The following is a 25,860-nucleotide window of genomic DNA, read 5'->3' on the forward strand; positions in this document are numbered from 1 at the left end:
AAGAAGAGCGCGCAGCCTGGCTCCCCTCAATGAAATGTGCTGCGGCAGAACTCCAATGCTCATGGAATTTAAGGGCCGCTAATGTTTTGAAATAAATACATGCATTGTCTATAATTAAAACACATCAATTAAAAAGGATTTTTCAATAAGTTACATTCTAGTTAGATTCAAAAACTATTTTTAATGATGCATTAATGTTTGAGTTTTCATGGGCAAGGGTTGCCTTTATATTTTCTATGATAATTAAACGGTTTATTCATAAATAAATTTAGAAAATATTTCTATTCATAGGAGCGAATCATGAGACGATATATTATTAATACCGAAGATATTATTAAAACAGCGGTCCACAATCATCAAGGAGAACATTTAGGCAAAATTGAAGCATTGATGCTAGATAAAGTAGAGGGGCGAATTGCTTATGTTGTTTTATCGACCGATATGGATGATAAATTATTTGCTTTGCCTTGGTCTACCTTTTCTTACAATGCATTAAAAGATACTTTGAGTCTTACCATTGATAAAGAAAAACTAATACATTCCCCTAGCTTTGATAGAAGTAATTGGCCTGATATGTCTAATCCTATTTGGAGTACTACTATTAGTAGTTACTATCAAGCTTTTCCTTTGGGTAGAAGCCACTAAGGCAATGAATGATTAGTGGTTAGAGCTAATAGAGGATATGCTGACTACTTAAATGGACTAATTTCGTTTTTTTGATCCACTTATTAGCGAGCCAGACTATAAAAAATAAGGATAACCTGTTCATCTCTCACCAATAGTAAGGACTCATCTCAATATAATGTTTTGGCTATTGACACGATGAATCATTGGCAGCCCAGATTTATCGGTAGGACTATATAAATGGTCAGCGACAAATTCCAAATAACTTGGGTTAGTAAACAAAGCTACAGCGATGTAGTCTTTCAATAGCTTAGATTGTCCATTAGTGTATAGTAAACTAATTTCACCATTTCGAGTAATATCAAAAGCTGATAGGCCGCTGGCCATTGAATATGACGAAAGCCCTCTTGTTTACTGAGGATTCCTGCTGCATTGAATATTAATGAGCCTGTAGTTAAAACTATATCGTCAACAGATACTTGAGCATTCCAGTGTCCATGTTGATTGTTTTGGAACTTAATACTCATGTTATGTTCAATCGATATGGAATCATAGATAGTAATCGCGCTCTGGAAGGTACTACTTTGTGTAGCTGTAGCATCAAGATTCGCTTCAATTGCTCTATTTCTGGTTGCTTTAGGATGCCGCGAACAAGTCGCGGCACGTAGGGAAGTCGGGAACTAACTGTCAGCAGGAACTATTTAATCGAATCGAGATACTCTTCAGCATCAAGAGCGGCCATACATCCAAAACCAGCAGAAGTCACTGCTTGTCTATACACATGATCTGCTACATCGCCACAGGCAAATACACCCGGAATAGAGGTGCTTGTGGCTTGGCCATCGAGACCTGATTTGATAGTGATATAACCATCTCTCATGTTTAGCTGTTCTTTAAATATTTCTGTATTTGGATTATGTCCTATCGCAATAAATACCCCGTCTACATTCAAATCTTCTTTAGAGTCATCAATTAAATTACGGATTGTTGCACCAGTAACTTTTTTACCATCACCTAAGACTTCCTCAAGAGTAGAGTTCCAGATTAATCTAATGTTGCCATTTTGGGCTTTTGCAAAAAGTTTGTCTTGCAGGATTTTCTCTGCACGTAAACTATCTCGTCTATGGATTAAAGTGACTGTTGCTGCAAGATTAGACAAGTACAGTGCTTCTTCAACGGCCGTATTTCCGCCGCCAATAACACATACATTCTTGTTGCGGTAAAAGAAGCCATCGCAAGTAGCACAGGCCGAAACTCCTCTACCTTGATAGGCTGATTCAGATTCTAAACCTAAATAACGCGCGGAAGCTCCGGTAGCTATAATTAATGCATCACAAGTATAAGTAATACTATCTCCTTGGAGTACAAATGGTTTTTGCTCCAGATTAACTTTTACAATATGATCAAAAATAATTTGAGTATCAAAACGCTCTGCGTGTTTTTGCATACGCTCCATCAGTGCAGGGCCTTGTAAGCCTTCAATATCCCCTGGCCAGTTATCCACGTCAGTTGTTGTCGTTAATTGACCACCGGGTTGCATGCCAGTAATTATAACTGGATTAAGATCAGCTCTTGCGGCATAGACCGCGGCGGTGTAACCTGCAGGGCCGGAACCAAGTATAATGAGGCGGTGGTGATTGCTTGTGTTCATCGTCTCTGCCTTCCTTATATTTTGTGTTAAGATGGCGAATAGTATGACAAAAACGAACATATTAAAATACCTATGGCAAAACAACAGACGGGAAAACAGGCTGGCACTCCCAAAAAAACCATGCCGCATTTCATTATTAAACGGTTGAGTGAGGGTAGTTTCATCCTCATTTTGGCGGGCGCATTATTTGTGCTTTTATCTTTATTTACCTATCAATTAAGTGATCCAGGCTGGTCTCATGCTTCACATAGTGGCGCGACAATTGCTAATTCTGGAGGACAGGTAGGCGCTTATCTTGCTGATGCACTCTATTTTACATTTGGCTATTTTGCTTATTTATTGCCAATCGCTGTTGTTTACATTGCATGGGCAGTATTGAACGATTTTCGCTCAGTAAAAACTATTGATAGGACTGTCCTCATGCTACGGAGCGTTGGCTTTATCCTGATGACCGCAGGGGGATGTGGTTTATTAAGCTTGGAATCACAAATCAAATCATTGGATTCAATTCACAGTGCTGGAGGTATTATAGGACAGGCTGTAGGTGGTGGTTGGTATCAGATGCTTAACATACATGGGGCTACCTTACTTTTATTTGCCATGCTTTTAGTGGGCATCACTTGGCTCACCGGTTTATCTTGGGTGAGATTTATTGAGTTGGTTGGTTTTTATACTTTATGGTCTATTAATACAGTTTATGCTACGTCGAGAAAAATCTTGCGCTTAAGTAATGCAGGAATAGAACATTATAAATCTCGTGAAACAACGCCAGTAGTTATTGCAGATGCAGTGCCAGATGAAAAACCTGAAAAATCAGCTCCAAGACTATTTAAATTAGGCAAAGACAAGGAAAAAGAGAAGGGAATAGAGAAGGATAAGGAAAAAGCAACTCCTATTCTAATTGCACCTAGTGAAATTGTACCTCGTGAAATTGCTCCACGTGAAGAAAAAATTGAAACTGCTAAACCAGCCAAAGAATTTAAAGAGATTCGCGCTCCTAAAATCAATACTTCAGGTGCTATTTCTGGTGTTTTACCAGGCTTAAATTTATTGGATAAAGGAGAACCAGGTAAGCCAATGGGAGGTTATTCTCACCAGGAATTAGAGAATGTTTCTCGTGAAGTAGAGCAACATTTATTAGATTTCGGTATTCAGGCTGACGTGGTGGCTGTTCATCCGGGACCAGTAGTCACTCGCTTCGAACTGCAATTAGCAGCGGGAGTTAAAGTGAGCAAATTAACCGCACTAGCTAAGGATTTGGCTCGTTCTCTGTCGGTTATCTCTGTTCGTGTTGTTGAAGTGATTCCTGGTAAAACGGTAGTTGGACTTGAGTTACCTAATAACACCCGTCAGATTGTTCGTCTATCGGATGTTTTATCCGCTGATGTGTATCAACAAGCTCATTCTCCCTTAGCCCTGGCCTTGGGGGTGGATATTAGCGGTCATCCAATGATTGTTGATTTGGCTAAAATGCCTCATTTATTGGTTGCTGGTACTACTGGCTCAGGTAAATCAGTAGGTATTAATGCCATGATTCTCAGTATCCTCTTTAAAGCAACTCCTGAGCAGGTTCGTCTGATTATGGTTGATCCTAAAATGCTCGAGTTGTCAGTATATGATGGCATTCCTCATTTATTGACGCCAGTTGTTACTGATATGAAGGAAGCCGCTAGTGCCTTGCGTTGGTGTGTAGAGGAAATGGAGCGAAGATACCGCTTAATGGCGTCTTTAGGAGTAAGAAATTTAGCAGGCTATAATGCTAAGGTGGCTGAAGCCATTGCTAATGGAGAGCCTTTAGTAAATCCCTTGTGGAAGCCAGTAGATTCTATGGATGAGACACCTCCTGAATTACAGACATTGCCTTTCATTGTCGTCATGATTGATGAGCTTGCCGACATGATGATGGTCGTGGGCAAGAAAGTAGAGCAATTGATTGCTCGTATCGCTCAAAAAGCTAGAGCAGCAGGAATCCATCTGATACTGGCAACACAAAGACCTTCTGTTGATGTATTAACTGGTCTTATTAAGTCTAATATTCCGACTCGGATTTCGTTTCAAGTATCGTCAAAAATTGATTCACGCACCATTTTGGATCAGCAAGGAGCAGAGCAATTGCTTGGACACGGTGATATGTTGTATTTGGCGCCAGGTAGCGGAGCTCCTTTACGTGTTCATGGTGCATTTGTTGATGATAAAGAGGTGCATCGAATCGCCGATGATTGGCGAGCAAGAGGTGAACCAGATTATATAGAGGATATTTTGAGAATGCCTGGTGAGGGTTCTGAGGGGGGCGGTGATGAAGACGGCCAATCTACTGCAGAAGAAGATGATCCTCTTTATGACCAAGCCGTGGAGTTTGTGATTCAAACACGTAAAGCAAGTATTTCTTCCGTACAAAGACGTTTAAAAATTGGTTATAACCGTGCTGCAAGAATGGTTGAAGAAATGGAACGAACTGGTATTGTTGGGCCTTTAGAAGGCGGTTATCGTGATGTTTTAGTGAATTCAGTAACTGAGGAATAAAGATGAAAAAAATACTTTTGGGTTTACTTTTGGCATTTTCTGGTGGTGTATTTAGTCAGACTCCTGCTGATCTTTTGCAAATGAAATTGAATGCTATTCGTTCTATGACGGCTGATTTTAATCAAGTAGTGAAAGCAAAAAAAAGAGAGATATCCCGTTCCTCTGGAACAATGGCTTTAGAAAGACCGGGGCGTTTTCGATGGCAAACTAAGTCACCTATGGAGCAATTGGTGGTGGCCGATGGACAAAAGATGTGGGTTTATGATGTTGATTTAGAGCAAGTTACCGTTAAAAAACAAGAAAAAGGTCTAGGTGGGACAGCTGCTTTATTTTTAAGTGGCTATGATGACACCGTAACCAGAGATTTTGATGTTGCTGAAAAAAGTGAAGGGAAAACAATTACTTTTGATCTGAAATCAAAATCAGCTAAGGCAAATTTCCAACGAATTAAATTAATATTTACCGCGGACGAATTAACTGGCTTGGAGTTGCATGATCAATTAGGGCAAGTGACTTTGGTTAAATTAAGTCAAATCAAGTCTAATCCTAAGTTGGCTGCTAAACTATTTCAATTTAAGCCACCTAAAGGAGTAGATGTAGTCAAGCAATGAGTTTATTTAAAACAGAGCCAAACTCTCCTTTAGCTGAACTGTTAAGGCCTAAACATCTCAATGAGGTGATAGGCCAACGCCATTTGTTAGGAGAAGGGAAGCCATTACAACTGAGCTTTGCCAGTCGTAAACTGCATTCCATGATACTTTGGGGGCCTCCGGGAGTTGGTAAAACTACTATTGCTAAATTAACCGCTAATGCTTTTGATTGTGAGTGGATAGCCTTATCTGCCGTTTTTTCCGGAGTAAAAGATATACGTGCGGCCATGAATGTCGCACAGGATAATTTGGCTCATGGACGACAGACTATATTATTTATCGATGAAATTCATCGTTTTAATAAAGCACAGCAAGATGCTTTGTTGCCTTATACTGAATCTGGTCTTGTTACTTTCATTGGAGCTACCACTGAAAATCCTTCATTTGAAGTGAATTCTGCATTATTATCTCGCGCTCAAGTCTATGTTTTAAAATCTTTAACTGATGAAGAGTTAAGACAATTATTCCAAAGGGCCCATTCAACGGCATTATCTGAGCTGCAATTTGAAGATGAAGCTTTAGAACTCATTATTGCTTGTGCTGACGGTGATGCCAGACGATTACTCAATTTATTAGAGCAGATTAAATCAGCCTGCTCCGCATTAAAAACTACTCAGGTGAATAAAGAATTAGTTAATAATGCATTAGCTCCCAATGCCAGGAGATTTGATAAAGGGGGGGAACATTTTTACGATCAAATTTCCGCTTTACACAAATCTGTACGCGGTTCTGATCCTGATGCCGCCCTTTATTGGTTATGCCGTATGTTGGATGGAGGCGTAGATCCTCATTATTTAGCTCGGCGTATTATTAGAATGTCTTGGGAAGATATAGGATTAGCAGATCCACGCGGAATGCAAATTGCAAATGAAGCGGCAGTAACTTATGAGCGACTAGGCTCTCCAGAGGGAGAATTAGCCTTAGCCCAAGCGGTAATTTATCTTGCCGTCGCGGCCAAAAGTAATGCGGGCTACAAAGCATTTAATCAAGCCATGGATTTTGTAAAAAAAGATAAATCAAGGGAGGTGCCAATTCATCTGCGCAATGCTCCTACCCATTTAATGAAAAAACTAGGTTATGGACATGAGTATCGTTACGCTCATGATGAACCCTATGGTTATTCAGCCGGTGAACAGTATTTTCCCGAAGGTCTTTCAACCCCAGGCTGGTATCAGCCCGTGTCACGCGGTTTAGAAACAAAAATTGCAGAGAAGCTTGCTTTTTTAAGAAAGTTGGATGAGGAAGCGAAGAAATAGAAGGGAGCTTCAGTCAATCTGTAGGCCGGGCAACCAATTGCCCGATCTTGTCATCCAGATCGCAGCGAAGGAGTTCCTGATTGTGGTACTGTGCCTCCTTCGAGAGGCATGATGCCTTAAGCCTAAAAGCATAAAAACATATTTATTTGATACAGTAATGGAAGAATAACAAAAGGAACATTTATTATTCAATTTAATCAACTGATTTTAATCACATTTTCATTTGACTCAAAGTTTGTTAGAGTCAATATATGTAGGCAAAAAAAAACGTATTTATGCATTATTCCACTTATCAAACATGTGCGGTAAAACCCCAGATAGAATTATCCGAATGGGATATTTTATCCAGCTTACCTAATGCTTTGGTAATCTTGAATGCTCGAGGCCGTATTGTTTGGTTAAATCCTGCTGCAGAAGCTATGCTTGGCTATGGTTTAATTAGCTCTCTTTGGTTGGATGTTATTCAAAGAGCTTTTGTGCCACGAGATGATGATGGGCATGAGGTATCATTGGCGGATGGTCGTCGTGTCCATGTGGCTATTTCTTCTTTAGACAGCTTACCAGGCCTTTTAATTACTCTAGCGGACATTACAGCAACCAGAGATTATGAAAGAGCAAAGGAAAATGAGAAGCGCTTGGTTGCTATTGGTACTATGACCGCACAATTAGCTCATCAAATCAGAACGCCTTTATCTTCTGCAATTTTGTACACGGAACATTTAAATAATCTTCCTGATTTAAACGAACGAATGCATAATTGGATTATAAGGTTACAAGAGTGTCATGCAAGCATTGAACAACAGATTCATGATTTGTTGTTATTTGCTAGGGGCACATCTATAGAGCCGCAATATGTTCATATGAACGCTTGGTGTTCTGAGTTAATACAACGTGCTCATCCTTATGTGGACGCTTATTGTGCTCAATTCAAAGTGAATAATCTACTTAAAACACGAGAATCCTCCATTCATGGGGAGTCATTAATTGGAGCAGTTTTAAACCTCATCATTAATGCATTGCAATCTGAGGCAACAGAAATCAATTTAACTCTTGCATCTATAGATGATTCAGGTATACAAATATCAGTAGAGGATAATGGTAAAGGTATGTCTGAAGAGGTAAAAGCGCAAGCATTTTCACCATTTTATACAACCAAAGCTCAAGGCACGGGTTTAGGTTTAGCCGTCGTTTTTGCTGTAGTTCAGGCACATGGTGGAAGTGTACAGTTAGAATCTGCTGAAGGCTTAGGTACACAGATAAATATTTATTTACCTGGTGAAAATAAAGGCATACGATAATTACAAAAGAGAAGGGATCTCCTATGAGCCATGTTTTAATTGTTGAAGACGACCCAGTATTACGAGAAGCGCTGGCTGAAACGATGACTATTGCTGGCCATACCTATATTACTGCCAAAGACGGCAAAGAGGCATTAGCTCTCCTTGATCTGCACCATCCTGCTGTAGTTTTATCTGATATTCGTATGGATAAGTTAGATGGTAATCAACTATTAAGTGAAATTCAAAAGAAACGTCCAGGTTTACCCGTTATTTTAATGACAGCCTATGGTTCTGTTGAAGATGCAGTAACGGCGATACGGCACGGTGCTGTAGATTATTTGCAAAAACCATTTAGTGCCCAGGTTCTAACTGAAAAAATCAATCAATACCTTAAAGTTGAAATTGAACATAGCGATGATCCCATTGCCCAAGATCCCAAAAGCCAGGCTTTATTAACTATGGCGCTAAAGGTTGCTCAATCTGATGTGGGGGTTATGATTAGTGGTGAAAGTGGGACGGGTAAGGAAGTCTTGGCACATTTTATTCATGATCATTCACCACGAAAAAAACAACCATTTATTGCCATTAATTGCGCGGCTATTCCTGAGCAAATGTTAGAGGCAACTTTATTTGGCTATGAAAAAGGCTCTTTTACCGGTGCTTATAAATCCACACCGGGTAAATTTGAACAGGCTCAAGGAGGAACCTTGCTTTTAGATGAGGTCAGTGAGATGCCTTTGAGTTTGCAAGCCAAATTATTGAGAGTGCTACAAGAAAAAGAAGTGGAGCGGATTGGCTCTAATAAGATAATCAATCTGGATGTTCGTATTTTAGCTACCACAAACAGACAGTTAAAAGATGAGGTGCAGGCTGGTCGTTTCAGGGAGGATCTATTTTATAGATTGAATGTTTTTCCCTTACAGTGGCATCCTCTAAGAGAGAGAAAAAGCGATATTATTCCTTTAGTTAACTACTTAATTCGTAAACATTGTCAGCATAAACAACCTATTGTGCCGGTAATCAGTCCCGCCGCACAGAAATTAATGTTGTCTTACTCTTGGCCCGGTAATGCTCGAGAGCTTGATAATGTGGTTCAAAGAGCTTTAGTATTGCAAAATCAGGGAATTATTGAGGCAGAACATTTACAATTATCACTGACATCAATAGCTCCCGAAGCGGCTTCCGCAACAGGCAGTAAAAATTTACAAATTCACGAGTTTGAATTGATAGAAAAGACCTTACAAGAACATGAAGGAAATAGGCAACAAGTAGCTGCTTTGTTAGGCGTAAGTGAAAGGACCTTAAGATATAAATTAGCTAAAATGCGCGAGGAAGGATATGTTGTTTAAAAACCATCACTATAGTCATGGTATTACAGAATATCTTAGGTAGATGCAGGATGTAAGAAGGATAATAATATGAGCGAAATTAACACAATAAATTTACTCAATCAAATACGTACTATGTCTGCTCAGGCAGAAGGCTCCAAGGTTGAGGCGGGAGAAAATCAGGTCTCTTTTGGCTCTGTTTTACAGCAGACATTAAATCAAGTTAATGATCTGACCCAAACCTCCGATGCATTAAAAGCGCGTTTTGAAATGGGCGATCCCAATGTGAGTTTGGGAGAAGTGATGATCGCAGGACAAAAATCTAATTTAGGATTTGAAGCTACGCTAAGAGTAAGAAATAAATTAGTGCAAGCGTATCAAGATATTATGAATATGCCGGTATAATAGACCTCTCATCGAAACACTTATGCCTTGCATCCATGATAAATCTATTGGTTATGCAAGAAGTCTATTGATGGATTATAAGATATAAGACTTATGAGAAACGACGCTAGCTGAGGAGCATAGCTTGTTTTGTATAAGTTCATAATACAGGAGTGGATGATGTCACTGGCTGATAATGCTTCAACAGCAGCAGCAAAATTTGCAAGCTTATCGATACCCCGACAAGTAGGTTTGTTGGTTGGGCTGGCAGCAAGTGTTGCTATTGGCTTGGCCGTCGTATTATGGTCTCGAGATCCCAGCTACGCTCCCTTATTTAGCCAAATGAATCCACGTGAATCTACGGAAATAATCGCGGTGCTGGAGCGTAATGGCATAGCGTTTAAGATTGATAAGAATAGCGGCATTTTAATGGTTCCTAGTGATAGCTTGCAAAGTGCGCGTTTAAAACTTGCGGCAGAAGGGTTACCGCGCGAGTCGAGTGGTACAGAAGAACTATTTGCCAACAATAATGCCTTCAATACTAGCCAATTCATGGAGAATGCTCGTTATAAACAAGCGTTGGAATTGGAGTTAGCTCGTACTATCAGTAAATTTAATGATATTAAAGCGGCTCGTGTTCATCTTGCCATTCCAAGAGAATCTGCCTTTGTCAGGGATGCACAAGCACCCAGTGCCTCAGTATTTATTGATGTGTATTCTGGTTTAGAGCTTAAAAAGCAGACCATCGCGGCAATTATTAATTTAGTGGCGTCCAGTATCCCCAATTTAAGTGCCAGTAGAGTGACTGTGGTTGACCAGGATGGACAGTTACTTAATGAGGGCGGGGGGCAAACTTTATTTTCTGATACGGAGCGTTTTCTTGATTATAGACAAACTTTGGAGCGCCAATACTCACAAAAAATACAGGATATTTTAACACCTATTTTAGGTTATGGCCGAGTAAGAGCGAAGGTTTCTGCTGATATTGATTTCACAAGTTATGAGCAAACCCAAGAAATGTTTAATCCAGAACTGCCTTCCTTGCGTAGTGAACAGACCATGGAGGAAAAACGTAATGCAACAAATAATGCTAGTGGTGTTCCTGGGTCCTTAACTAATACCCCGCAGCCGAATCCCAATCTGGTAAGTAAAAATCTACAACCTAAGAATGCAGCACAGAAAAATGCGCAACCGACTCAACAATCTACTTCTGAACAAAGTCAGGCCCAGGATTATCGTACTCAAAGCACTAAGAACTTTGAGTTAGACAAGACTGTAAGTCATACGAAAAATCAACCGGGCACCATTAAGCGCTTATCCGTTGCTGTAATCGTTGATAACAAACCGGTAATGGATCCAAAAACGAAGAAGTTAGAAGTAAAACCGCTCACCGCCAAAGAAATTGATCAGTTAAAGCTTTTGATTTCTGATGCTATAGGATTAGATGCAAAACGAGGGGATAGTTTAAATGTGATTAATAGCAGCTTTGTCAAACCAGATCCTATACAAGCTTTACCGGAGGAGCGTTTCTGGCAAAAAGATAGTTTTTGGTCAATAATTAAGCAGGTTGGCGGTGCTTTATTTGTCCTGGCGATAATATTTGGTGTATTAAGACCAATGCTGAAAAGTCTCGCCTCTGATAAAGAGGAAGAGCTAGCTGATGAAGAACAGTCACCAAAAGAATTAACTTATGATGGGACAACGATATCTCTTAAAGATGTTCACGATTACGAGTCTCAATTAAGTCTATTGCGTCAAGTAGTTGATAAAGAACCTAAAAGGGTAGCGCAAGTAGTTAAAACATGGGTTGATCGAGGATAAAATGGACGGAATAGAACGCGCAGCCATTTTGCTATTGAGCATGGGTGAAAAAAACGCTGCTGAGGTATTGAAACACCTAGAGCCGAGACAAGTACAGAAAGTAGGTATGGCTATGTCGACCTTAAGTTCTGTGAGCAAGGTCAAAATGCAGACCGTATTGGTCGATTTTATCAGTGCAATTGATGATCAAACTAGTTTAACAGTTGATACGGAACACTATCTACGTACCATACTTATAGAGGCTCTAGGGGAAGAAAAAGCCATACCCTTTATCGATAGGATCTTGGTTTCGGATAAAGACAGCGGACTTAATCGTTTAAAATGGTTGGATGGTCGCCTCATTGCCGATGTAATCCGTAATGAGCACCCTCAGATTATAGCAACTATATTAATTCATCTGGATAGCGAACAAGCGGCCGAGGTGGTGAGTTATTTTGGTGCCGAAAAACGAGCCGAAGTATTATTACGAATGTGTAACATAGATACTGTAAAACCAGAAGCTATTACGCAGTTAGGGCTAGTTATTGAAAAACAACTCAGTGGGCAACAAGTTGGTAAAACGGCTTCAGTTGGGGGCATTAAGAGCGTTGCAGATGTCATTAACTTTCTTGATGGCGCAATGGAAGAAGAGGTTCTGGATAAAATTAAAGATTGGGATGAAGAGCTTAGCGATAAAATTCGCGATAAAATGTTTGTGTTTGAGAACATCACTGATATGGATGATAGAAGCGTCCAGACTTTATTGCGTGATGTAACCTCTGAACAACTTAAGCTTGCTTTAAAAGGTACAACAGAAACAACAAAAGAAAAAATATTTGCCAATATGTCTAAAAGAGCAGCCGATTTACTGCGGGATGATATAGAGGTGCAAGGACCAGTTAAAGTGAGTGACGTAGAGCGTGCTCAAAGAGATATTTTAGCTATTGCCAGAAGTCTTGCTGAAGAAGGTAAGATAGCCTTAGGGGCCAAGGGCGGAGATGAAATGATTTAAAGGCTGGTAGGGATAATAGCTACAGAGGGTAATGGAAACAAAATGTCACATGAATTTGAACCTTACAATAAAGAAGTGAAAAAAAGCGAGTTTAGTGTTTGGCAATACCAAACTACTAAGGAGGAAGAGCCTGAACCCGAAATTAATCTCGAAGAAGAATTGCTTAAAGAACGTGAAAGGTTACGACAAGAAGCGCGTGAGCAAGGTTATGCTGAGGGATTACTACAAGGACAAGCAGAAATTAATGCTCAAAAAACCGAGTTGATGAAATGGATTGGGCTGATGCTAAAACCAGTGCAACTCATTGATGAGGAACTTACTCAAGAAATGATTCAGACCATAGTTGGATTATGTCAACACTGTATTGGAGTTGAATTATCAGTCCATCCTGATAAATTATGTTCATTAATTAATGAAATTAAGGGTGAGTTACCTTCATTACAAGGCAACAAAGTATTTGCCATGCATCCTGCTGATATGGACTGGATTAAAACCCAATTTGATGAAAAAGAAGTGCCAGGCTTACATCAAGCTTTAGTCGCAGATCCTTCGTTAAGTAGGGGAGATTTTTATTTAAAGGCCGAAAACACTGAGTTAGATGGACGAATGCAGACTCGATTTGCTACCTTGTTTGCTAAATACATTAATAAAGATGTTCTTATAACACCTCAGCAACCAGGGAAGTAAAAGTAATGAGTGTTTATAAGTCACATCTTTATCAAGTTTTGAGTGAAGTTAGAGAAAATTGTCATTATGGACTATTGCACTGTGGCAAAATAAGCAGAGCCATTGGCCTTACCTTAGAAGCAAAAGGATTTAATCAACCTGTAGGTGCACGTTGTTTCGTTGATATCAATGAATTCCATTCTATTGAAGCGGAAGTGGTTGGCTTTAGCAATGATAGTGTTTACCTGATGTCTCTAAATAGTATTCAAGGCATTGCCCCTGGAATGTTAATTGTTCCAACAGGACGAGTGGCTCAAGTTGGCGTCGGTCCACAATTATTGGGGCGGGTAGTTAATGGCTCTGGAGCTATTATCGATGAAGGGCCAACGATAGAGTTGGTAGAATCTTATCCACTTATAGCATCAACAATTAATCCTTTAAAACGTGCTGCGATCGATACCTATTTAGATGTTGGAGTAAGGGCTATAAATGGCTTATTAACCATCGGCCGCGGTCAGCGTATAGGATTATTTGCGGGTAGTGGAGTTGGTAAGTCTGTTTTGCTTGGTATGATGACGCGTTTCACTGCAGCTGACGTGGTTGTCGTTGGTTTAATTGGTGAGCGAGGACGTGAAGTAAAAGAATTTATAGAAAATAATTTGGGAGAGGAGGGGCTAAAGCGCGCAGTCATTGTTGCTGCTCCTGCTGATGAGAGTCCTTTAATGCGTTTGCATGGTGCAAAAGTTGCCACCAGCATTGCAGAATATTTCCGTGATCAGGGGAAGCATGTCCTGTTGTTAATGGATTCATTGACTCGTTTTGCCCAGGCGCAACGAGAAATTGCTTTGTCTATTGGCGAGGCTCCTGCTACTAAAGGTTATCCGCCCTCTGTGTTTGCCAAGCTTCCCAAATTAGTTGAAAGGGCGGGTAATGGAAAACCTGGTAGTGGCTCTATTACCGCATTTTATACTGTTTTGACAGAGGGAGACGATCTACAAGATCCAATAGCGGATGCTGCACGTGCCATTTTAGATGGCCATATTGTTTTAAGCCGATCTCTTGCGGAAGAAGGCCAATTTCCGGCAATTGATATAGAGGCGTCAATCAGTCGCGTGATGCAATCTATAGTGCCAGAATCGCAGATAAAAGCGATGTTGTCATTTAAAAAATATTTATCGCTTTATGAAAAAAGTAAAGATTTAATTTTATTAGGCGCTTATGCTAGAGGAAGCGACCCTGCTTTAGATAAAGCGATATTAGCTAAAGATAAAATTAGAGAATATCTCGTACAAGGAATGAATGAACAAGTGAATCATGAAGACAGCATAAAGCAATTATCTCAGTTAGTCTCTACTTTTATGGGAGCTAATGGATGAGTCAACGATTAGATAGACTAAGACAATTGCTGCAAATGAAACAGGATATAACGCAACAGGCTTATATGGAGTTAATGAAGACAAAAGAGCAATTTAATCAAAATAAATTACGGCATGAGCAATTGGTTGGTTACAGACAGGATTATTTAAAGCAATTGGAAGCTTTAGGCAATCAAGGAAGCATGGTTGGACGTTTACGTAACCGCATTGATTTTATTAATCATTTGGATACCGCTTTAGTTCAATTAAATGGTCATTTAGCGCAACTTGCTAAAGCTCGATCTAAAGCTGAAATCAATTATAATCAAGCAAAAGCCTCCGAAGAGGGGGTTGCTAAGTTGATAGAACGAGTTATAAAAAGCGAGCAAATTAAATTACAGCGTATGGAACAGAAAGAAATTGATGAGTATGCGCAAAAGCAATGGTATAGTAAAAATATGAATGAGCAATCGAAAAATCTTGGTGAAGGTGAATAGTATCTTAAAAAAAGTCTGGGTAACAACAGCCATTATCATTATTAGTTTGGCTGTTTTTTCCAGTATATTTCGCTCGCTAACACCTTGGGCAAAACAATATAAAGGTGAGGTAGAGTTCCATTTATCTCAAATTCTGGGGCAACCGGTTACTATCCAGACTATGGAGACAGGATGGTATTGGTTTCAACCAGTGCTCAAATTACAGCAAATAACCCTTAACGAGGGAGCAAAGCAATCACTTCATGTGGATAAGCTTCTTATAGGGATTAACTTATTTAAATCACTTTGGAGTTGGCGAATCCAGCCAGGTATTCTTTATATTGATGATCTGCATTTAACAATAAGAGAAAAAGACAATCATTGGAGTATTGATGGAATTTCTACCAATACCATAAAAGACAGTGATATGACTCCGGAAAAAACACAGCAGCTTCTTGTGTGGTTGTCGCAACAAGAGCGATTAGTGATCAAGCATGTTTCTGTATTCTTTCATTTTGGTGACGGTGGTTTGATCCCAGTGAGTGCTCTGAATATATCCGTGGTGAATAAAAGTGGAAATTATAAAATACGGGGAGATGCAAAACTTGAACAAACAAATAGCACTTATTTTCAATTATTAGGCCATCTCAGTTTTGATCCTTATCGACTTAATAACACTCAAGGAAAATTTTATTTTTCAGCGAAAGATGTAATTCCTGCTCAATGGCAAAGCGTTTTTCCTAAAACTGCAGAGCGAATAGAGGGAGGGAAAGGAAGTATCTCGTTATGGGTTGATTTAAACAAAGGGGCTGTGTCTTCAGTTCAAGCTCAGGTAAAATTTAAGCGCCTAGCTTGGCGTTTACTTCATAATAAAAACAGTCAAGTTATTCAGAATCTTTATGCCAATTTATCTTGGAAGCCTGATAATAATGGATGGTCGTTGCTGGCAGATCATATTAAATTAAGGGCGGGGGGAGTTTCTTGGCCTGAAAATCAATTGTCAATTAAGTTTGATAAAACACAACATGCTTATCAACTCTTTGTAAAATCGATAATCATAGAGTCTTTATTGGCGCAAACAATGAGTTGGCCAGCATTGATTCAAAACATAGCACAACTCAAACCTCATGGTGTTTTAAGTGATACCCAACTGTTCATTAAAGAGAGTCAACCAAGTTATATTTTGACTCGCTTTGATCAATTAGGATGGAATGCGCGTGATAGTATTCCTCAAATAGATAATTTGTCTGGTGTTTTAAATTGGCAACCGGAAGAGGGGCGATTGGAACTAGACTCAGAAAATACCTCTGTTGCTTTAAAAGGGTATCCCGCCCAGAATCTTACTTTGCTTAATGGCTCATTTGACTGGAAAGAATTAAGTAATGGTTTACGGGTTAGTATCGAACGGTTTGTATTAAGTAAGCCAGAATTAACGATTAGTACCCAAGGGACTATGGATCAGGTAACTGCTCAATCTGTAGGCCATGTTCATTTAATTACTGAGTTCTCAGCAAAAAATTTACAACAATTGGTACCTCTCCTTCCCAAAGAGCACATGAAAATCAAGTTGTATAACTGGTTAAAAGAGGACGTGAAGCGGATAGAGACAATTAGCGGTAAAATGGTTATCGATGGCTTGGCCCAAGATTTTCCCTTTGATAATAAAAATGGTGAGTTTTCCATAACTAGTCATGCCAGTGGCGCAGATATATACATTAACTCCAAATGGCCTCTAATTAAGGACATAGAAGGTTACATTAGAGTGAGAAATCGCAATTTTGATGTAGATATAGTCAATGCTGATTTCCAAGGTGTTCCTGTGAAACAAATGAGTCTACGTATTGACGATATAGGACACGATAAAGAGAGTTTGTTAATTCACGGGGTAATGCATGGTTCCGCACAAAAAATGCTGAATTATGTTCTGGTGTCGCCTTTGAGAGATAAATTAAATGCTTTAAAAATGCTGTCTATACAAGGGTTGCTTGCATTAAATCTACGGTTAGAAATTCCTTTATATCCAGAAAATGACGATAATTTAGCCAAGGGTATTCTGACTTTTAAAGATAATACGATTATCGTAAAACATGAACTGAAGAAATTTCCTCTAGAAGATGTTTCGGGTAATTTATCTTTTGATGAGCATGGGGTAACTCATAGTACTTTGGCAGCAACCGCATTTGGTTATCCATTAAATATAAAAATACAATCCGTTCAAAAACCTCAGCCTGTAACTACTATAGCAGTTGATGGTGAATGCACCATTGAATCCTTAAAAAGTCGATTTGATCTGCCTATTTTATCAGTACTTAAAGGGATGTTTTCTATCAATGCTCTTTTTAAATTATCTGATGATCCTAAAGATTTGAACAGCATGAGCCTACAGAGTTCTTTAAAAGGTTTAGTGGTTAACTTGCCAGCTCCTCTGGGAAAAACTCGAGATGCATCAGCTCCTTTAGACGTGAGCTTGGATTTTAGTAGCAAGAATGCATTTCGCTTAAGGGCTAACTATAACAGTAGACTGAGTGCTGATTTGATACTTCAGGATAATAAGGGAGTTTTTGAGCTCCAATCAGGCCAATTACGGCTCGGTAGTGCACAAGCATTAAATCAAAATAAACCAGGGCTTGCTATTGTAGGTTCTTTGGACGGGTTTGATTTGCGCGAATGGAAAAAAGTTATTGATAGATTTTCAACAGAACAAAGCAAAGGCATATTATTAAAGAAATTACGAGCAGTCAACGTAACCTTACGTAAATTAACTTTTTTAAAACAACAATTTAACCAGCTCGCAATCAAAGGGAAACTTCTTGCTAATAAAGAGTGGTCTTTCAATATAGAGCAGAAAAATATTGCGGCTGATTTAACCTATAATAAGAGTACAGATACTCTTAGTGGTTTTATTAGACGTTTACATTTGGCCAAAATTGATAATTCAATAGAGGACAATGAATTAACAACAAAAGTAAGCCCAGGACAAATACCAAATCTCAATTTACGTATTGATAATTTGTCTATAGGAGACATACAAATAGGTGATATGACTTTAAAAAGTCGTTCTACACCTGCACGATGGGTAATAGATTATTGCCGGATTGAGTCTCCTGTTTATCAGTTTAACGTAGAGGGAGAGTGGAATCAGAAAGGAAAAAGTAATCTCACTAAAACAGTACTAAAACTTCACCTAAAAGATTTGGCAAAGAGTCTTGAGCGCTGGCATATCACCCCAGCGGTATATGCACAGAAAGGTGATTTAGAGTTTCAGGGCGGTTGGAATGGTACAATATATGATTTTTCTCTGGCTTCTTTAGATGGAGAAATGTACTTACAACTCAAGGATGGCCGAATCACTCATCTTAGTCCTGAAACAGAAGAAAAACTTGGTTTAGGTAAATTATTAAGTGTTTTGAGTTTGCAAACTATTCCAAGACGATTAAAACTAGACTTTAGTGATCTTTCTCATCAAGGATATAGTTTTGACATTTTTAAGGGCAATTTTAGTGTTAAAAAAGGCATTATGAGTACACAAGATAGTTATATTGATGGTCCAGTCGCCTATGCCAGTATGAAGGGAGAGCTAGATTTAGTCAGGAGAATGTATGATGTGAATTTACGAATTTCTCCTCATATTACTGCTAGCCTGCCTATAGTGGCGACTATTGCCGGAGGGCCTATAGTCGGATTTGCAGCTTGGGTTGCCAATAAAATTATTAATCAAAGCATGCAAAAGATTAGTGCTTACAGTTATAAAATTTCTGGACCATGGAAGGAGCCGATTGTTCAGCAGCTTACTATAGTGAGGAAAAATCATTAAAAATTGATTTTAATATGATGAAGCTATTATTTTTCTACTATTGGCGAATTTGCTTATTAAAAGAAAGCCCCGAAAGAGCACCTCACTCTTATGTGCTTCTTGGGGCTAGCGCTATATTATTGGCTTTTGTGCTTATCACACAGTGGCGATTTTCAGATAGAGTATTCGCAGAAGATTTTATGACTGCCTTTATGGCGGCAGTTAGTTTAATTTTTTCTTATATCGTATACACCAATGTAATCTTATATTTCAGAGGTGTTCAACCGCGGTTGGTGCAAACATTAACCTGTTTATTTTGTACTCGTGTAATCATTCACATACTGGCTAGCCCCTTATTATTACTTGATCCTTATTTATCTCATGCTAATTTAAAAAATCCGATCCTTTTATTTATTGGTGTGATATATTTGTTTATTACTTTAGGCTTATCAGTCTGGCAATTTGTAATTACTGCGCATATTTATAAATTAGCGTTAAGTACTTCAGCAATTCAATCTGTCTTGGCTGCTTTTGGTTTACTTGCTATCAATATTCTAACGGTTTCTTTTTGGCGATGACATTATGATGCATTTACATATATTAGGATTAAGCGGAACATTTATGAGCGCACTCGCATTACTTGCTCGTGATGCTGGATATAAGGTTACTGGAAGTGACGCGAATTGTTATCCACCTATTAGTGACTTATTGAGAGCGAAAGGAATATCCTGGACAGAGGGATATGAGGATGCAACTTTAGCTCTACAAGCCGATTTGGTTATTATTGGTAACGCAATTAAAAGAGGCATGCCTGTATTAGAGGCGGTACTGGAATCAGGTAAAAAAAATTATGTATCAGGGCCTCAATGGCTTGCTGAACATATATTGTCCAAATACAAGGTGATTGCGGTGGCAGGTACTCATGGCAAGACCACCACAACTTCTATGATTGCATGGATTTTAGATCAAGCTGGCCTAAATCCTGGTTTTTTAATTGGCGGTGTAGCAACAGATTTCAATACCAGTTCTTTCCTTGGAAAAGGAGAGTGGTTTGTTATTGAGGCAGATGAATACGACAGTGCATTTTTTGATAAACGTCCTAAGTTTATGCACTATTGTCCGCAAATTGCTGTGTTGAATAATTTAGAATTTGATCATGCTGATATATACGCCGATTTAGCAGCTATTCAACAACAATTTCATTATTTATTACGCACTATACCTCATAGTGGGGTGGCAATTAAACCACGAGATGATAAGGCTTTAAATGAAGTTTTATCTTGGGGAGAATACTGTCAAATACAAGAGACTACTTTATCAGGTGATGCTCAATGGTCAGCTGAGTTGCTTGATGAAAGTGGTTCGTCTTTTAAGGTAATGTATTTAGGCAAAGAGGTAGCTCAAGTTCACTGGTCTTTAATAGGACGTTTTAATATAGAAAATGCTTTAGCGGCTATTGCTGCTAGTTTTAATGCGGGAGTTAATCCTGAAGTTGCAGCGAAAGCCTTAGAACATTTTACTCCTGTGAAACGACGTTTGGAAGTTAAGTCCGATAAGCATGGAATTACTGTATATGATGACTTTGCTCATCATCCCACTGCAATTACAAAAACAGTAGATGCGTTAAGAAGAAGTAAAAGACATCAACGTATTTTTGCAGTAATGGAGTTTGCTTCTTATACCATGCGTACAGGAGTTCATGCTGGAGAAATGGCCCATGCTCTTGCGCCAGTAGATGGTGCTTACATATTGGATCCTAAAGATTTTAATTTACAAGAGACTCTGTCTCAATGGACATGCCCTTATAAAGTCTGTAATAACCATGATGAAATTGTTGCCGAAGTGACAAAGAATGTAAGAGAGGGGGATGCCGTTTTAGTAATGAGTAATAGAGGGTTTAATGGAATTCATCAGCAATTAATCCATTCAATTGATAAACGCTTTGCTTGATTGTCGTTGAGACATTTTACCTCATTTCTTCCTTAGCCTGATGGCTATGAGCCCTCGGCTCAGCCTATTTATTCTACGGAGCATGGGGCAAATGAAAATTATCAACAGCTGAAAGTAAAGAATCTTAGCGCATCTAATAACAACGTCGTTAGGAAAACAATAGTTATATCGAAAACACACTGAAACTTCTTCTTCCTTAAAATAACGTCAGTTTTGGATAAGAAAGTCACCTACCTCGAAACCGTTCGTGTTGAGGGGGTAATCCCGTCTCGAAGCATCCATCAAGATAATAATCTTGTGCTTATGCTTCGATGTGGCGCAAAAAAGCGCCTCCTCAGCACGAGAGGACTGGGGAGATGCCAGACACTAACTTCCCTTTCTGCGCTCCGTGTCTCCTCGCACCACAGCAAGTTTGGAAAGAGGTCTAAGTTTTTTTCAAAACAAAATGCTTTAGAACAGCATAGGTTCTAAATTTGTTAAACAATAAATAATATTTTCAACTCTGATCTTTTTAGCTCTTATCTCTCCGTAACGGAATTGTTTGATTTTAAGCCATAAAATATTTCATTTGATCTATTGTGGTTATTTTAATACAATTGGTTCTTTTTAAGAAACACTTGTTCATTGGATGTAACTATGCAATTAAAATCAGAATCAAAATCAGGTCAATTATCAAAAACTGTAGAATTAGCGATTGAAACAGTCAATAAAAGACACTACCTTGGGGCTTCGAATCATGGAACTAATCCCACTGGCGGCTTGAATGGCTATTACCGTAATATAGCGATGCGGGTGTATAACACCTTTCGTAATGCGAAAGGTGAGTTTAATCCATTATTTTACGTTTATATTATGGACGCCTGTGTTTCCCATACTGGGGCTGGAAATTGTGGGGAACTTTCCGCCGCATTATATCTTGAGTTAATTTTGAGTGACTTATCTTTGGCACAAAAAAAACTGGTTCAGCTTCGCAGTTATCCAACTAAAGATGCACATGTGGAAAATAGCTATGTATTAGTTGATTCTACGGTATACGATATATGGGCTAGCAAAAAATACAAACAATCAAGAATAAAAGCAGAAACTCACGTTGCTGATAAATATCATCAGGTTGATCCAGGTATTAATCTTACAGTGGCTCAGGCCTCTATAAGGGGATTAAAAGAATCAGTACTTGCTAAATTTTCTAAATTATTTGACGAGGAAATTGCCAAAGAACGACTCATGGGAAATATGTATGTTACTTTCGATAGTAAAGATCCAAGTGATAATGCGCTGTGGGCTAGTGAAGCTTTACCTTATCTTTTTAATAAATTTCAAGAAACAGTATGTGATTCATATTTCTTAGCTCATATGAGTGAAGCAGAGATCATCCAAGGAAAAATTATTAAAGATTTTATTTATTTAATAGAAGAGTTGCGACAAGATTTCCCAAGTTCTGGACTTCTAAACTATCCTGGTAAAATACAATACTCTCATGAAGAAATTGCAGGAGAGCTGAAAAAATTAATATCTAATCAATTATTTATAGATTTTATTTTAGCGATTAGCTATAGAAACTCAAATCCACAAAAATCTTTGGAATTATTAATAAAATTGCAATCAACTTGGAGCCCGAATTCGATTGATAAATTAGAGTTGTCTGTGATGTCAACGGTTTCTACAATGATTGTAGGGTTAAAATCTAACTTGACTATCCCTTCTCAAAATACTGTTGCGCCATGCTCTACAACTATTGAGTCAGATGCGACAGATGATGATAATACTAAAGATGTAAAAAATACTGAAGTTGATAAAAGTCAAAAGAGAGAGGAAGAATTGAATCCTCATAGTTTTTTTGTTGAAGCCCCCAAAAAGAATGATAAGACTTTGCGTGGTGTTACTGAAGACGATGGGAATATTTTAACCTTGTGACAATAAAGAGGATTATCGGGTAACTGGGGCGAGGAAAGCGAAACCACATCCTTGTGGTTTGGTATCGTCCTTGATACCTAATGAAATTCCTTTTATGACATCCATTGTCCTTCCTCGTAATTTAAGCATAGCAAATATTTTAAAAGAGTCATGGTAGTGATTTCTCTTAGATATGTAAGAGATTTCTTATAATTTTGATATTGAATCGTTAATGATTTTTTTGACGTGCTATTTGTAGGGCCAGAGGCCCTACTTGCATTAGCTATTTTTGTCTCTTTTAAATACTTCTACCACTGTATGTGATAAATCACGGGCTGTGTATTCTAACCAACGAGAGCGAGCAAGGTATTGTATGCCTTCTTGTATGTTGTATTTACAGGTTGCTATTGTGGTTTGAATCCCTTCTACTCCAAAAGTAATATCACAATTCGTAGGGGTGTCAGAACACATTTTTTGTAGTAGTTCTGGAGTAATGTATATGGACTTTCCTGGAGTGATGTTGCAAGTAGAGGTCTCTTCACAGAGGTGATGTCCAATGGCAACTTCAGCTGCGCGATCGGAAGTATTTACTATGGTCATATCTACCGCTGAGTATGCGTTCCAAGCTGCTAATGAACAAATATTTGCTAAAAAGAACAGTCTTATTTTTTTTCTCAATTTATCTCTCCTTAATTATAGCAATTGATAATTTATTGATGCTGCTTTTTTGCTACAGTACATCCTGTGCCAGAATATCTATCCCATTTATTGCCGTAGTAGCTTTCCTTAATTTGTTTCAGCAAGTAAATGCTCTTTTCTAGATTAGAATGATTTTAGCCATTAGGACCACTAAGAATTAGAATGACGTACTCATTTTCAATTCTACTTTGGCAGAATCTAAAACAGCGCTACTCGATAAATGAGGCTTCCTATTCTATAGTTTAATTTCGAGATAGGAAATACAGATTATTAAAATATAATATAAAATGATCTTTATTTGCTCACAACGTGGTTGAATTAATAACTTGATATATGAGAAAGAGATAAAATTGGTAACTTGAAATATTAGTTGAGCAAATAGTTAAATTAATAGTTGCAATATGTTTTATAGGTTGATATAAAAAATAAAAGGCCTTAATTTTCAATCTAAAAACAGTGAGCAATTACTTTTTAAGATTTAAGGACTGATTACTCGCTGCAGTTTATTGCGGGTGAACTTTGCGGGGGGGGATGCCATGCTAGAGTTTACCAATTTTCTGCAAGATGCAAAAAAATTATCTACAAAAGTAACCCAGCATTTTATGAGTAAACAAAGCTGTATGAGTTTTTTTTCAGCTTTAGTTCCTAATAATAGTGCAATAGATGATGCATCCACTATCAGCCTTTTGGCCCAAAGTTTAGAACAATCTGACGATGAAGCCCTAAAGAATTATATTGAAAAAATTCCTGAGAGTTCTTTTATTAGTCATGAAGAGTTTATCGATTTTAAAGCTCGAATACTTGTAGGTATATATTTACTGAAGTGGTCCAATTACAGTTCCACAATGACTTATTACATGAATAAGCCATTAATTGAGTTATTTCAAAAAGATTTAGGGATAGAATCTCTTGCCGATATGGATGCTAGAGTAGCAGATGCAAGCTTGGAGGCTTTAAGTCAGTTCTGTTCTTATGTCTATGAAAATAGGCGCATATCTCTCTATGCCGATTTAAGTAAACAGTTGGGTGCGACTATCCAGTTGGATATCCATAAAATACGTAAGGATAAAGTTACGGAAAGCTCGTCATGGAGTGGTGTTTGCATAGGAGTAATGCGCACTATAGGGATGAGTAATCCGTCTTAGTAAAGGAGGAACTATGACTTTTACCCCACCTGCATTAGATGTATTAGCAGCAAAGACTGATAAATTAGAACGTCAGCTTGACATTCAATTAAAGCGTTATTTAATTAATCCACCAGAGGATAATGAACCATCTTCTGCTAAAAAACAAACGAGTCTAGAGTGGTGGATTACAAGAGCTCAGGGGGTACTTGATTGTGGAACAGGTAGAGATACAGCCCGGGAAGTGTTTAATCAGTTAGTCAATGAGCTCAGGCACGTCAATAAAGATAATAAAGAGGATAATCAGAAAGCTACTTGGTTTTTAGTGGGGGCGTTACTTCATCGCTATTTTAGAGTGATGCAGGAATATGATGATTATAATAATACCGTACGTATATGGTGGTGGTATGTTGGTAGCAGTAGGCTATTTATGGCTATAAGAGCTGCTTTAAAATTTCCTGAAGTTCCCACTAAGGAGGCAGGGAGTCTTTCTACTCAGGAATTCAAAGAAAAAGATCTGGCGGTCATGGATGATGCTACGATAGTCATTGCTTTAGAAGCATTCCGCGATAACATGTTGTTAGAGGTTGAGACGGATGTACCTAGATATAAAAAATATGCTCATTTAAATAAAGATGTAAATTTTCAAAAGCATTTGAGTGAAATGATCCTTCACTATAAGGGACGCGCGGCTCCGGTTTTAAAACAACTTAAGGCGATTAAGTTTATAAAATCTTTAGCAGCGGAAGTAATTTCACAACAGACGAAGATAACCCTTGCATTGGATGTATGGCATAAACTTTTAGTCAAGGAGCATGCTAAGTTTGATTCGCTTGATTTAGAGATTATAGAAGCACATATCACGACACATATTAAGGACGAGTCAGCAAGAGAGCGAATTCTAGATTTACTATACACACCACATATCAAAAAAAAATTAGAATCTTTTGAGTTTGATCATGAAAGTTTTTTAACTGATATGAAAAAAGGAAGTTCAGATACAGCAGTATATACTATTGTTGGAGGTTACTGCTTGTTATTGCAGTCTAAAGAATTTCAAACGAAAGGATTTGATAGATTAAAATTTAATTTGCATGAGGCTTTAGGAATAGAAGACAAGTCTGAGCTACTCACTGAAAAAGATAAGCTACTCAACATTCAATTTCTTGAGCAGTTTATTAAAACTAATCCTGAAGCTGGACTTCAATATGATTTTTTCACTAGCAAAGATAATTTGAGTGGTGAAATAGGTGAAGCAAAAGAAGCCTTGATCAAAAGTATCAAAAAGGCACGGAAGCTGGAAGATCAAGATAGTTCTGATAGACAGGTTCAACTTATTTAAAGGATGATTACAAAGAGTAATTGTAGGTTGGTGCCTTACTCTGCATAAGTTCTT

21 protein-coding genes are annotated in these 25,860 nt (G+C 38.3%); 18 read left to right on the top strand and 3 right to left on the bottom strand.

Annotated elements, in window-relative coordinates; genetic code table 11:
• Positions 1-300: 300 nt before the first annotated feature.
• Complete coding sequence (locus LFA_RS04800; RefSeq protein ID WP_045095163.1) at positions 301-645, top strand: PRC-barrel domain-containing protein; 345 nt, start codon at positions 301-303, stop codon at positions 643-645.
• A gap of 281 nt (positions 646-926) precedes the next feature.
• Here the strand turns inward: LFA_RS04800 and LFA_RS04805 are convergent, their stop codons facing one another.
• Positions 927-1,241: a flagellar basal body FlgE domain-containing protein gene (locus LFA_RS04805; protein WP_084602116.1), complete on the bottom strand. Its 315-nt coding sequence runs from the start codon at positions 1,239-1,241 to the stop codon at positions 927-929.
• A gap of 80 nt (positions 1,242-1,321) precedes the next feature.
• Positions 1,322-2,275 (bottom strand): thioredoxin-disulfide reductase, encoded by a 954-nt coding sequence (trxB, locus tag LFA_RS04810; RefSeq protein WP_045095165.1) that lies wholly within the window; start codon positions 2,273-2,275, stop codon positions 1,322-1,324.
• A gap of 72 nt (positions 2,276-2,347) precedes the next feature.
• Between trxB and LFA_RS04815 the strand changes: the two genes are divergently transcribed.
• From LFA_RS04815 to LFA_RS04885, 15 genes are all read left to right on the top strand, one after another.
• A complete protein-coding gene (locus LFA_RS04815; protein ID WP_045095166.1) occupies positions 2,348-4,798 on the top strand; it encodes a DNA translocase FtsK in 2,451 nt (816 codons plus the stop codon).
• A gap of 2 nt (positions 4,799-4,800) precedes the next feature.
• The gene (gene lolA / locus LFA_RS04820) at positions 4,801-5,409 is read left to right on the top strand and encodes an outer membrane lipoprotein chaperone LolA (protein WP_045095167.1); all 609 of its coding nucleotides are present in this window, start codon (positions 4,801-4,803) and stop codon (positions 5,407-5,409) included.
• Positions 5,406-6,704, top strand: coding sequence for a replication-associated recombination protein A (locus LFA_RS04825; RefSeq protein WP_045095168.1), 1,299 nt, complete (start codon positions 5,406-5,408; stop codon positions 6,702-6,704). Before lolA ends, LFA_RS04825 begins: the two co-directional genes overlap by 4 nt.
• A gap of 275 nt (positions 6,705-6,979) precedes the next feature.
• On the top strand, positions 6,980-8,002 hold the full coding sequence (locus LFA_RS04830) for a sensor histidine kinase (RefSeq protein WP_045095169.1): 1,023 nt from the start codon (positions 6,980-6,982) through the stop codon (positions 8,000-8,002).
• A 23-nt stretch (positions 8,003-8,025) separates the two neighbouring features.
• Positions 8,026-9,333: a sigma-54-dependent transcriptional regulator gene (locus LFA_RS04835; RefSeq protein ID WP_045095170.1), complete on the top strand. Its 1,308-nt coding sequence runs from the start codon at positions 8,026-8,028 to the stop codon at positions 9,331-9,333.
• 69 nt (positions 9,334-9,402) lie between these two features.
• Positions 9,403-9,717 carry a flagellar hook-basal body complex protein FliE gene (gene fliE / locus LFA_RS04840; protein ID WP_045095171.1) on the top strand — a complete coding sequence of 105 codons (315 nt, stop codon included), beginning with the start codon at positions 9,403-9,405 and terminating at the stop codon, positions 9,715-9,717.
• A 159-nt stretch (positions 9,718-9,876) separates the two neighbouring features.
• Positions 9,877-11,517: a flagellar basal-body MS-ring/collar protein FliF gene (gene fliF, locus LFA_RS04845; protein WP_045095172.1), complete on the top strand. Its 1,641-nt coding sequence runs from the start codon at positions 9,877-9,879 to the stop codon at positions 11,515-11,517.
• Position 11,518: 1 nt separating this feature from the next.
• Positions 11,519-12,508 carry a flagellar motor switch protein FliG gene (fliG, locus tag LFA_RS04850; RefSeq protein ID WP_045095173.1) on the top strand — a complete coding sequence of 330 codons (990 nt, stop codon included), beginning with the start codon at positions 11,519-11,521 and terminating at the stop codon, positions 12,506-12,508.
• A 42-nt stretch (positions 12,509-12,550) separates the two neighbouring features.
• Positions 12,551-13,195: a flagellar assembly protein FliH gene (locus tag LFA_RS04855; RefSeq protein WP_045095174.1), complete on the top strand. Its 645-nt coding sequence runs from the start codon at positions 12,551-12,553 to the stop codon at positions 13,193-13,195.
• Positions 13,196-13,200: 5 nt separating this feature from the next.
• Positions 13,201-14,550, top strand: coding sequence for a flagellar protein export ATPase FliI (fliI, locus tag LFA_RS04860; RefSeq protein ID WP_045095175.1), 1,350 nt, complete (start codon positions 13,201-13,203; stop codon positions 14,548-14,550).
• On the top strand, positions 14,547-15,026 hold the full coding sequence (gene fliJ, locus LFA_RS04865) for a flagellar export protein FliJ (RefSeq protein ID WP_045095176.1): 480 nt from the start codon (positions 14,547-14,549) through the stop codon (positions 15,024-15,026). The genes fliI and fliJ overlap by 4 nt, the downstream gene beginning before the upstream one ends.
• On the top strand, positions 14,992-18,819 hold the full coding sequence (locus tag LFA_RS04870) for a YhdP family protein (RefSeq protein WP_045095177.1): 3,828 nt from the start codon (positions 14,992-14,994) through the stop codon (positions 18,817-18,819). The genes fliJ and LFA_RS04870 overlap by 35 nt, the downstream gene beginning before the upstream one ends.
• Before the next feature lie 14 nt (positions 18,820-18,833).
• Positions 18,834-19,376 carry a hypothetical protein gene (locus LFA_RS04875; protein WP_045095178.1) on the top strand — a complete coding sequence of 181 codons (543 nt, stop codon included), beginning with the start codon at positions 18,834-18,836 and terminating at the stop codon, positions 19,374-19,376.
• A gap of 1 nt (position 19,377) precedes the next feature.
• Positions 19,378-20,748 (top strand): UDP-N-acetylmuramate:L-alanyl-gamma-D-glutamyl-meso-diaminopimelate ligase, encoded by a 1,371-nt coding sequence (gene mpl / locus LFA_RS04880; protein ID WP_157010287.1) that lies wholly within the window; start codon positions 19,378-19,380, stop codon positions 20,746-20,748.
• Between the two features lie 636 nt (positions 20,749-21,384).
• Positions 21,385-22,662 (top strand): hypothetical protein, encoded by a 1,278-nt coding sequence (locus LFA_RS04885; protein WP_045095179.1) that lies wholly within the window; start codon positions 21,385-21,387, stop codon positions 22,660-22,662.
• A 258-nt stretch (positions 22,663-22,920) separates the two neighbouring features.
• On the opposite strand, the gene LFA_RS04890 is transcribed toward LFA_RS04885, so the two are convergent.
• Positions 22,921-23,319 (bottom strand): hypothetical protein, encoded by a 399-nt coding sequence (locus LFA_RS04890; RefSeq protein ID WP_045095180.1) that lies wholly within the window; start codon positions 23,317-23,319, stop codon positions 22,921-22,923.
• A gap of 557 nt (positions 23,320-23,876) precedes the next feature.
• On the opposite strand from LFA_RS04890, the gene LFA_RS04895 reads away from it, so the two are divergent.
• Both LFA_RS04895 and LFA_RS04900 read left to right on the top strand, forming a co-directional pair.
• Complete coding sequence (locus LFA_RS04895; RefSeq protein ID WP_045097430.1) at positions 23,877-24,485, top strand: hypothetical protein; 609 nt, start codon at positions 23,877-23,879, stop codon at positions 24,483-24,485.
• Between the two features lie 13 nt (positions 24,486-24,498).
• The gene (locus LFA_RS04900; protein ID WP_045095181.1) at positions 24,499-25,806 is read left to right on the top strand and encodes a hypothetical protein; all 1,308 of its coding nucleotides are present in this window, start codon (positions 24,499-24,501) and stop codon (positions 25,804-25,806) included.
• The last annotated feature ends 54 nt before the right edge of the window (positions 25,807-25,860 follow it).

This window comes from Legionella fallonii LLAP-10 (assembly GCF_000953135.1).
GTDB classification, from domain to species: domain Bacteria; phylum Pseudomonadota; class Gammaproteobacteria; order Legionellales; family Legionellaceae; genus Legionella; species Legionella fallonii.

Coding starts and splice junctions, on each gene's coding strand:
- LFA_RS04815 (WP_045095166.1), top strand. CDS start 2,348: ATGGCAAAACAACAGACGGGAAAACAGGCTGGCACTCCCAAAAAAACC.
- LFA_RS04875 (WP_045095178.1), top strand. CDS start 18,834: ATGATGAAGCTATTATTTTTCTACTATTGGCGAATTTGCTTATTAAAA.
- LFA_RS04800 (WP_045095163.1), top strand. CDS start 301: ATGAGACGATATATTATTAATACCGAAGATATTATTAAAACAGCGGTC.
- lolA (WP_045095167.1), top strand. CDS start 4,801: ATGAAAAAAATACTTTTGGGTTTACTTTTGGCATTTTCTGGTGGTGTA.
- LFA_RS04895 (WP_045097430.1), top strand. CDS start 23,877: ATGCTAGAGTTTACCAATTTTCTGCAAGATGCAAAAAAATTATCTACA.
- fliG (WP_045095173.1), top strand. CDS start 11,519: ATGGACGGAATAGAACGCGCAGCCATTTTGCTATTGAGCATGGGTGAA.
- fliE (WP_045095171.1), top strand. CDS start 9,403: ATGAGCGAAATTAACACAATAAATTTACTCAATCAAATACGTACTATG.
- fliI (WP_045095175.1), top strand. CDS start 13,201: ATGAGTGTTTATAAGTCACATCTTTATCAAGTTTTGAGTGAAGTTAGA.
- LFA_RS04835 (WP_045095170.1), top strand. CDS start 8,026: ATGAGCCATGTTTTAATTGTTGAAGACGACCCAGTATTACGAGAAGCG.
- LFA_RS04870 (WP_045095177.1), top strand. CDS start 14,992: ATGAGCAATCGAAAAATCTTGGTGAAGGTGAATAGTATCTTAAAAAAA.
- LFA_RS04885 (WP_045095179.1), top strand. CDS start 21,385: ATGCAATTAAAATCAGAATCAAAATCAGGTCAATTATCAAAAACTGTA.
- trxB (WP_045095165.1), bottom strand. CDS start 2,275: ATGAACACAAGCAATCACCACCGCCTCATTATACTTGGTTCCGGCCCT.
- fliJ (WP_045095176.1), top strand. CDS start 14,547: ATGAGTCAACGATTAGATAGACTAAGACAATTGCTGCAAATGAAACAG.
- fliF (WP_045095172.1), top strand. CDS start 9,877: ATGTCACTGGCTGATAATGCTTCAACAGCAGCAGCAAAATTTGCAAGC.
- LFA_RS04855 (WP_045095174.1), top strand. CDS start 12,551: ATGTCACATGAATTTGAACCTTACAATAAAGAAGTGAAAAAAAGCGAG.
- LFA_RS04900 (WP_045095181.1), top strand. CDS start 24,499: ATGACTTTTACCCCACCTGCATTAGATGTATTAGCAGCAAAGACTGAT.
- LFA_RS04825 (WP_045095168.1), top strand. CDS start 5,406: ATGAGTTTATTTAAAACAGAGCCAAACTCTCCTTTAGCTGAACTGTTA.
- LFA_RS04830 (WP_045095169.1), top strand. CDS start 6,980: ATGCATTATTCCACTTATCAAACATGTGCGGTAAAACCCCAGATAGAA.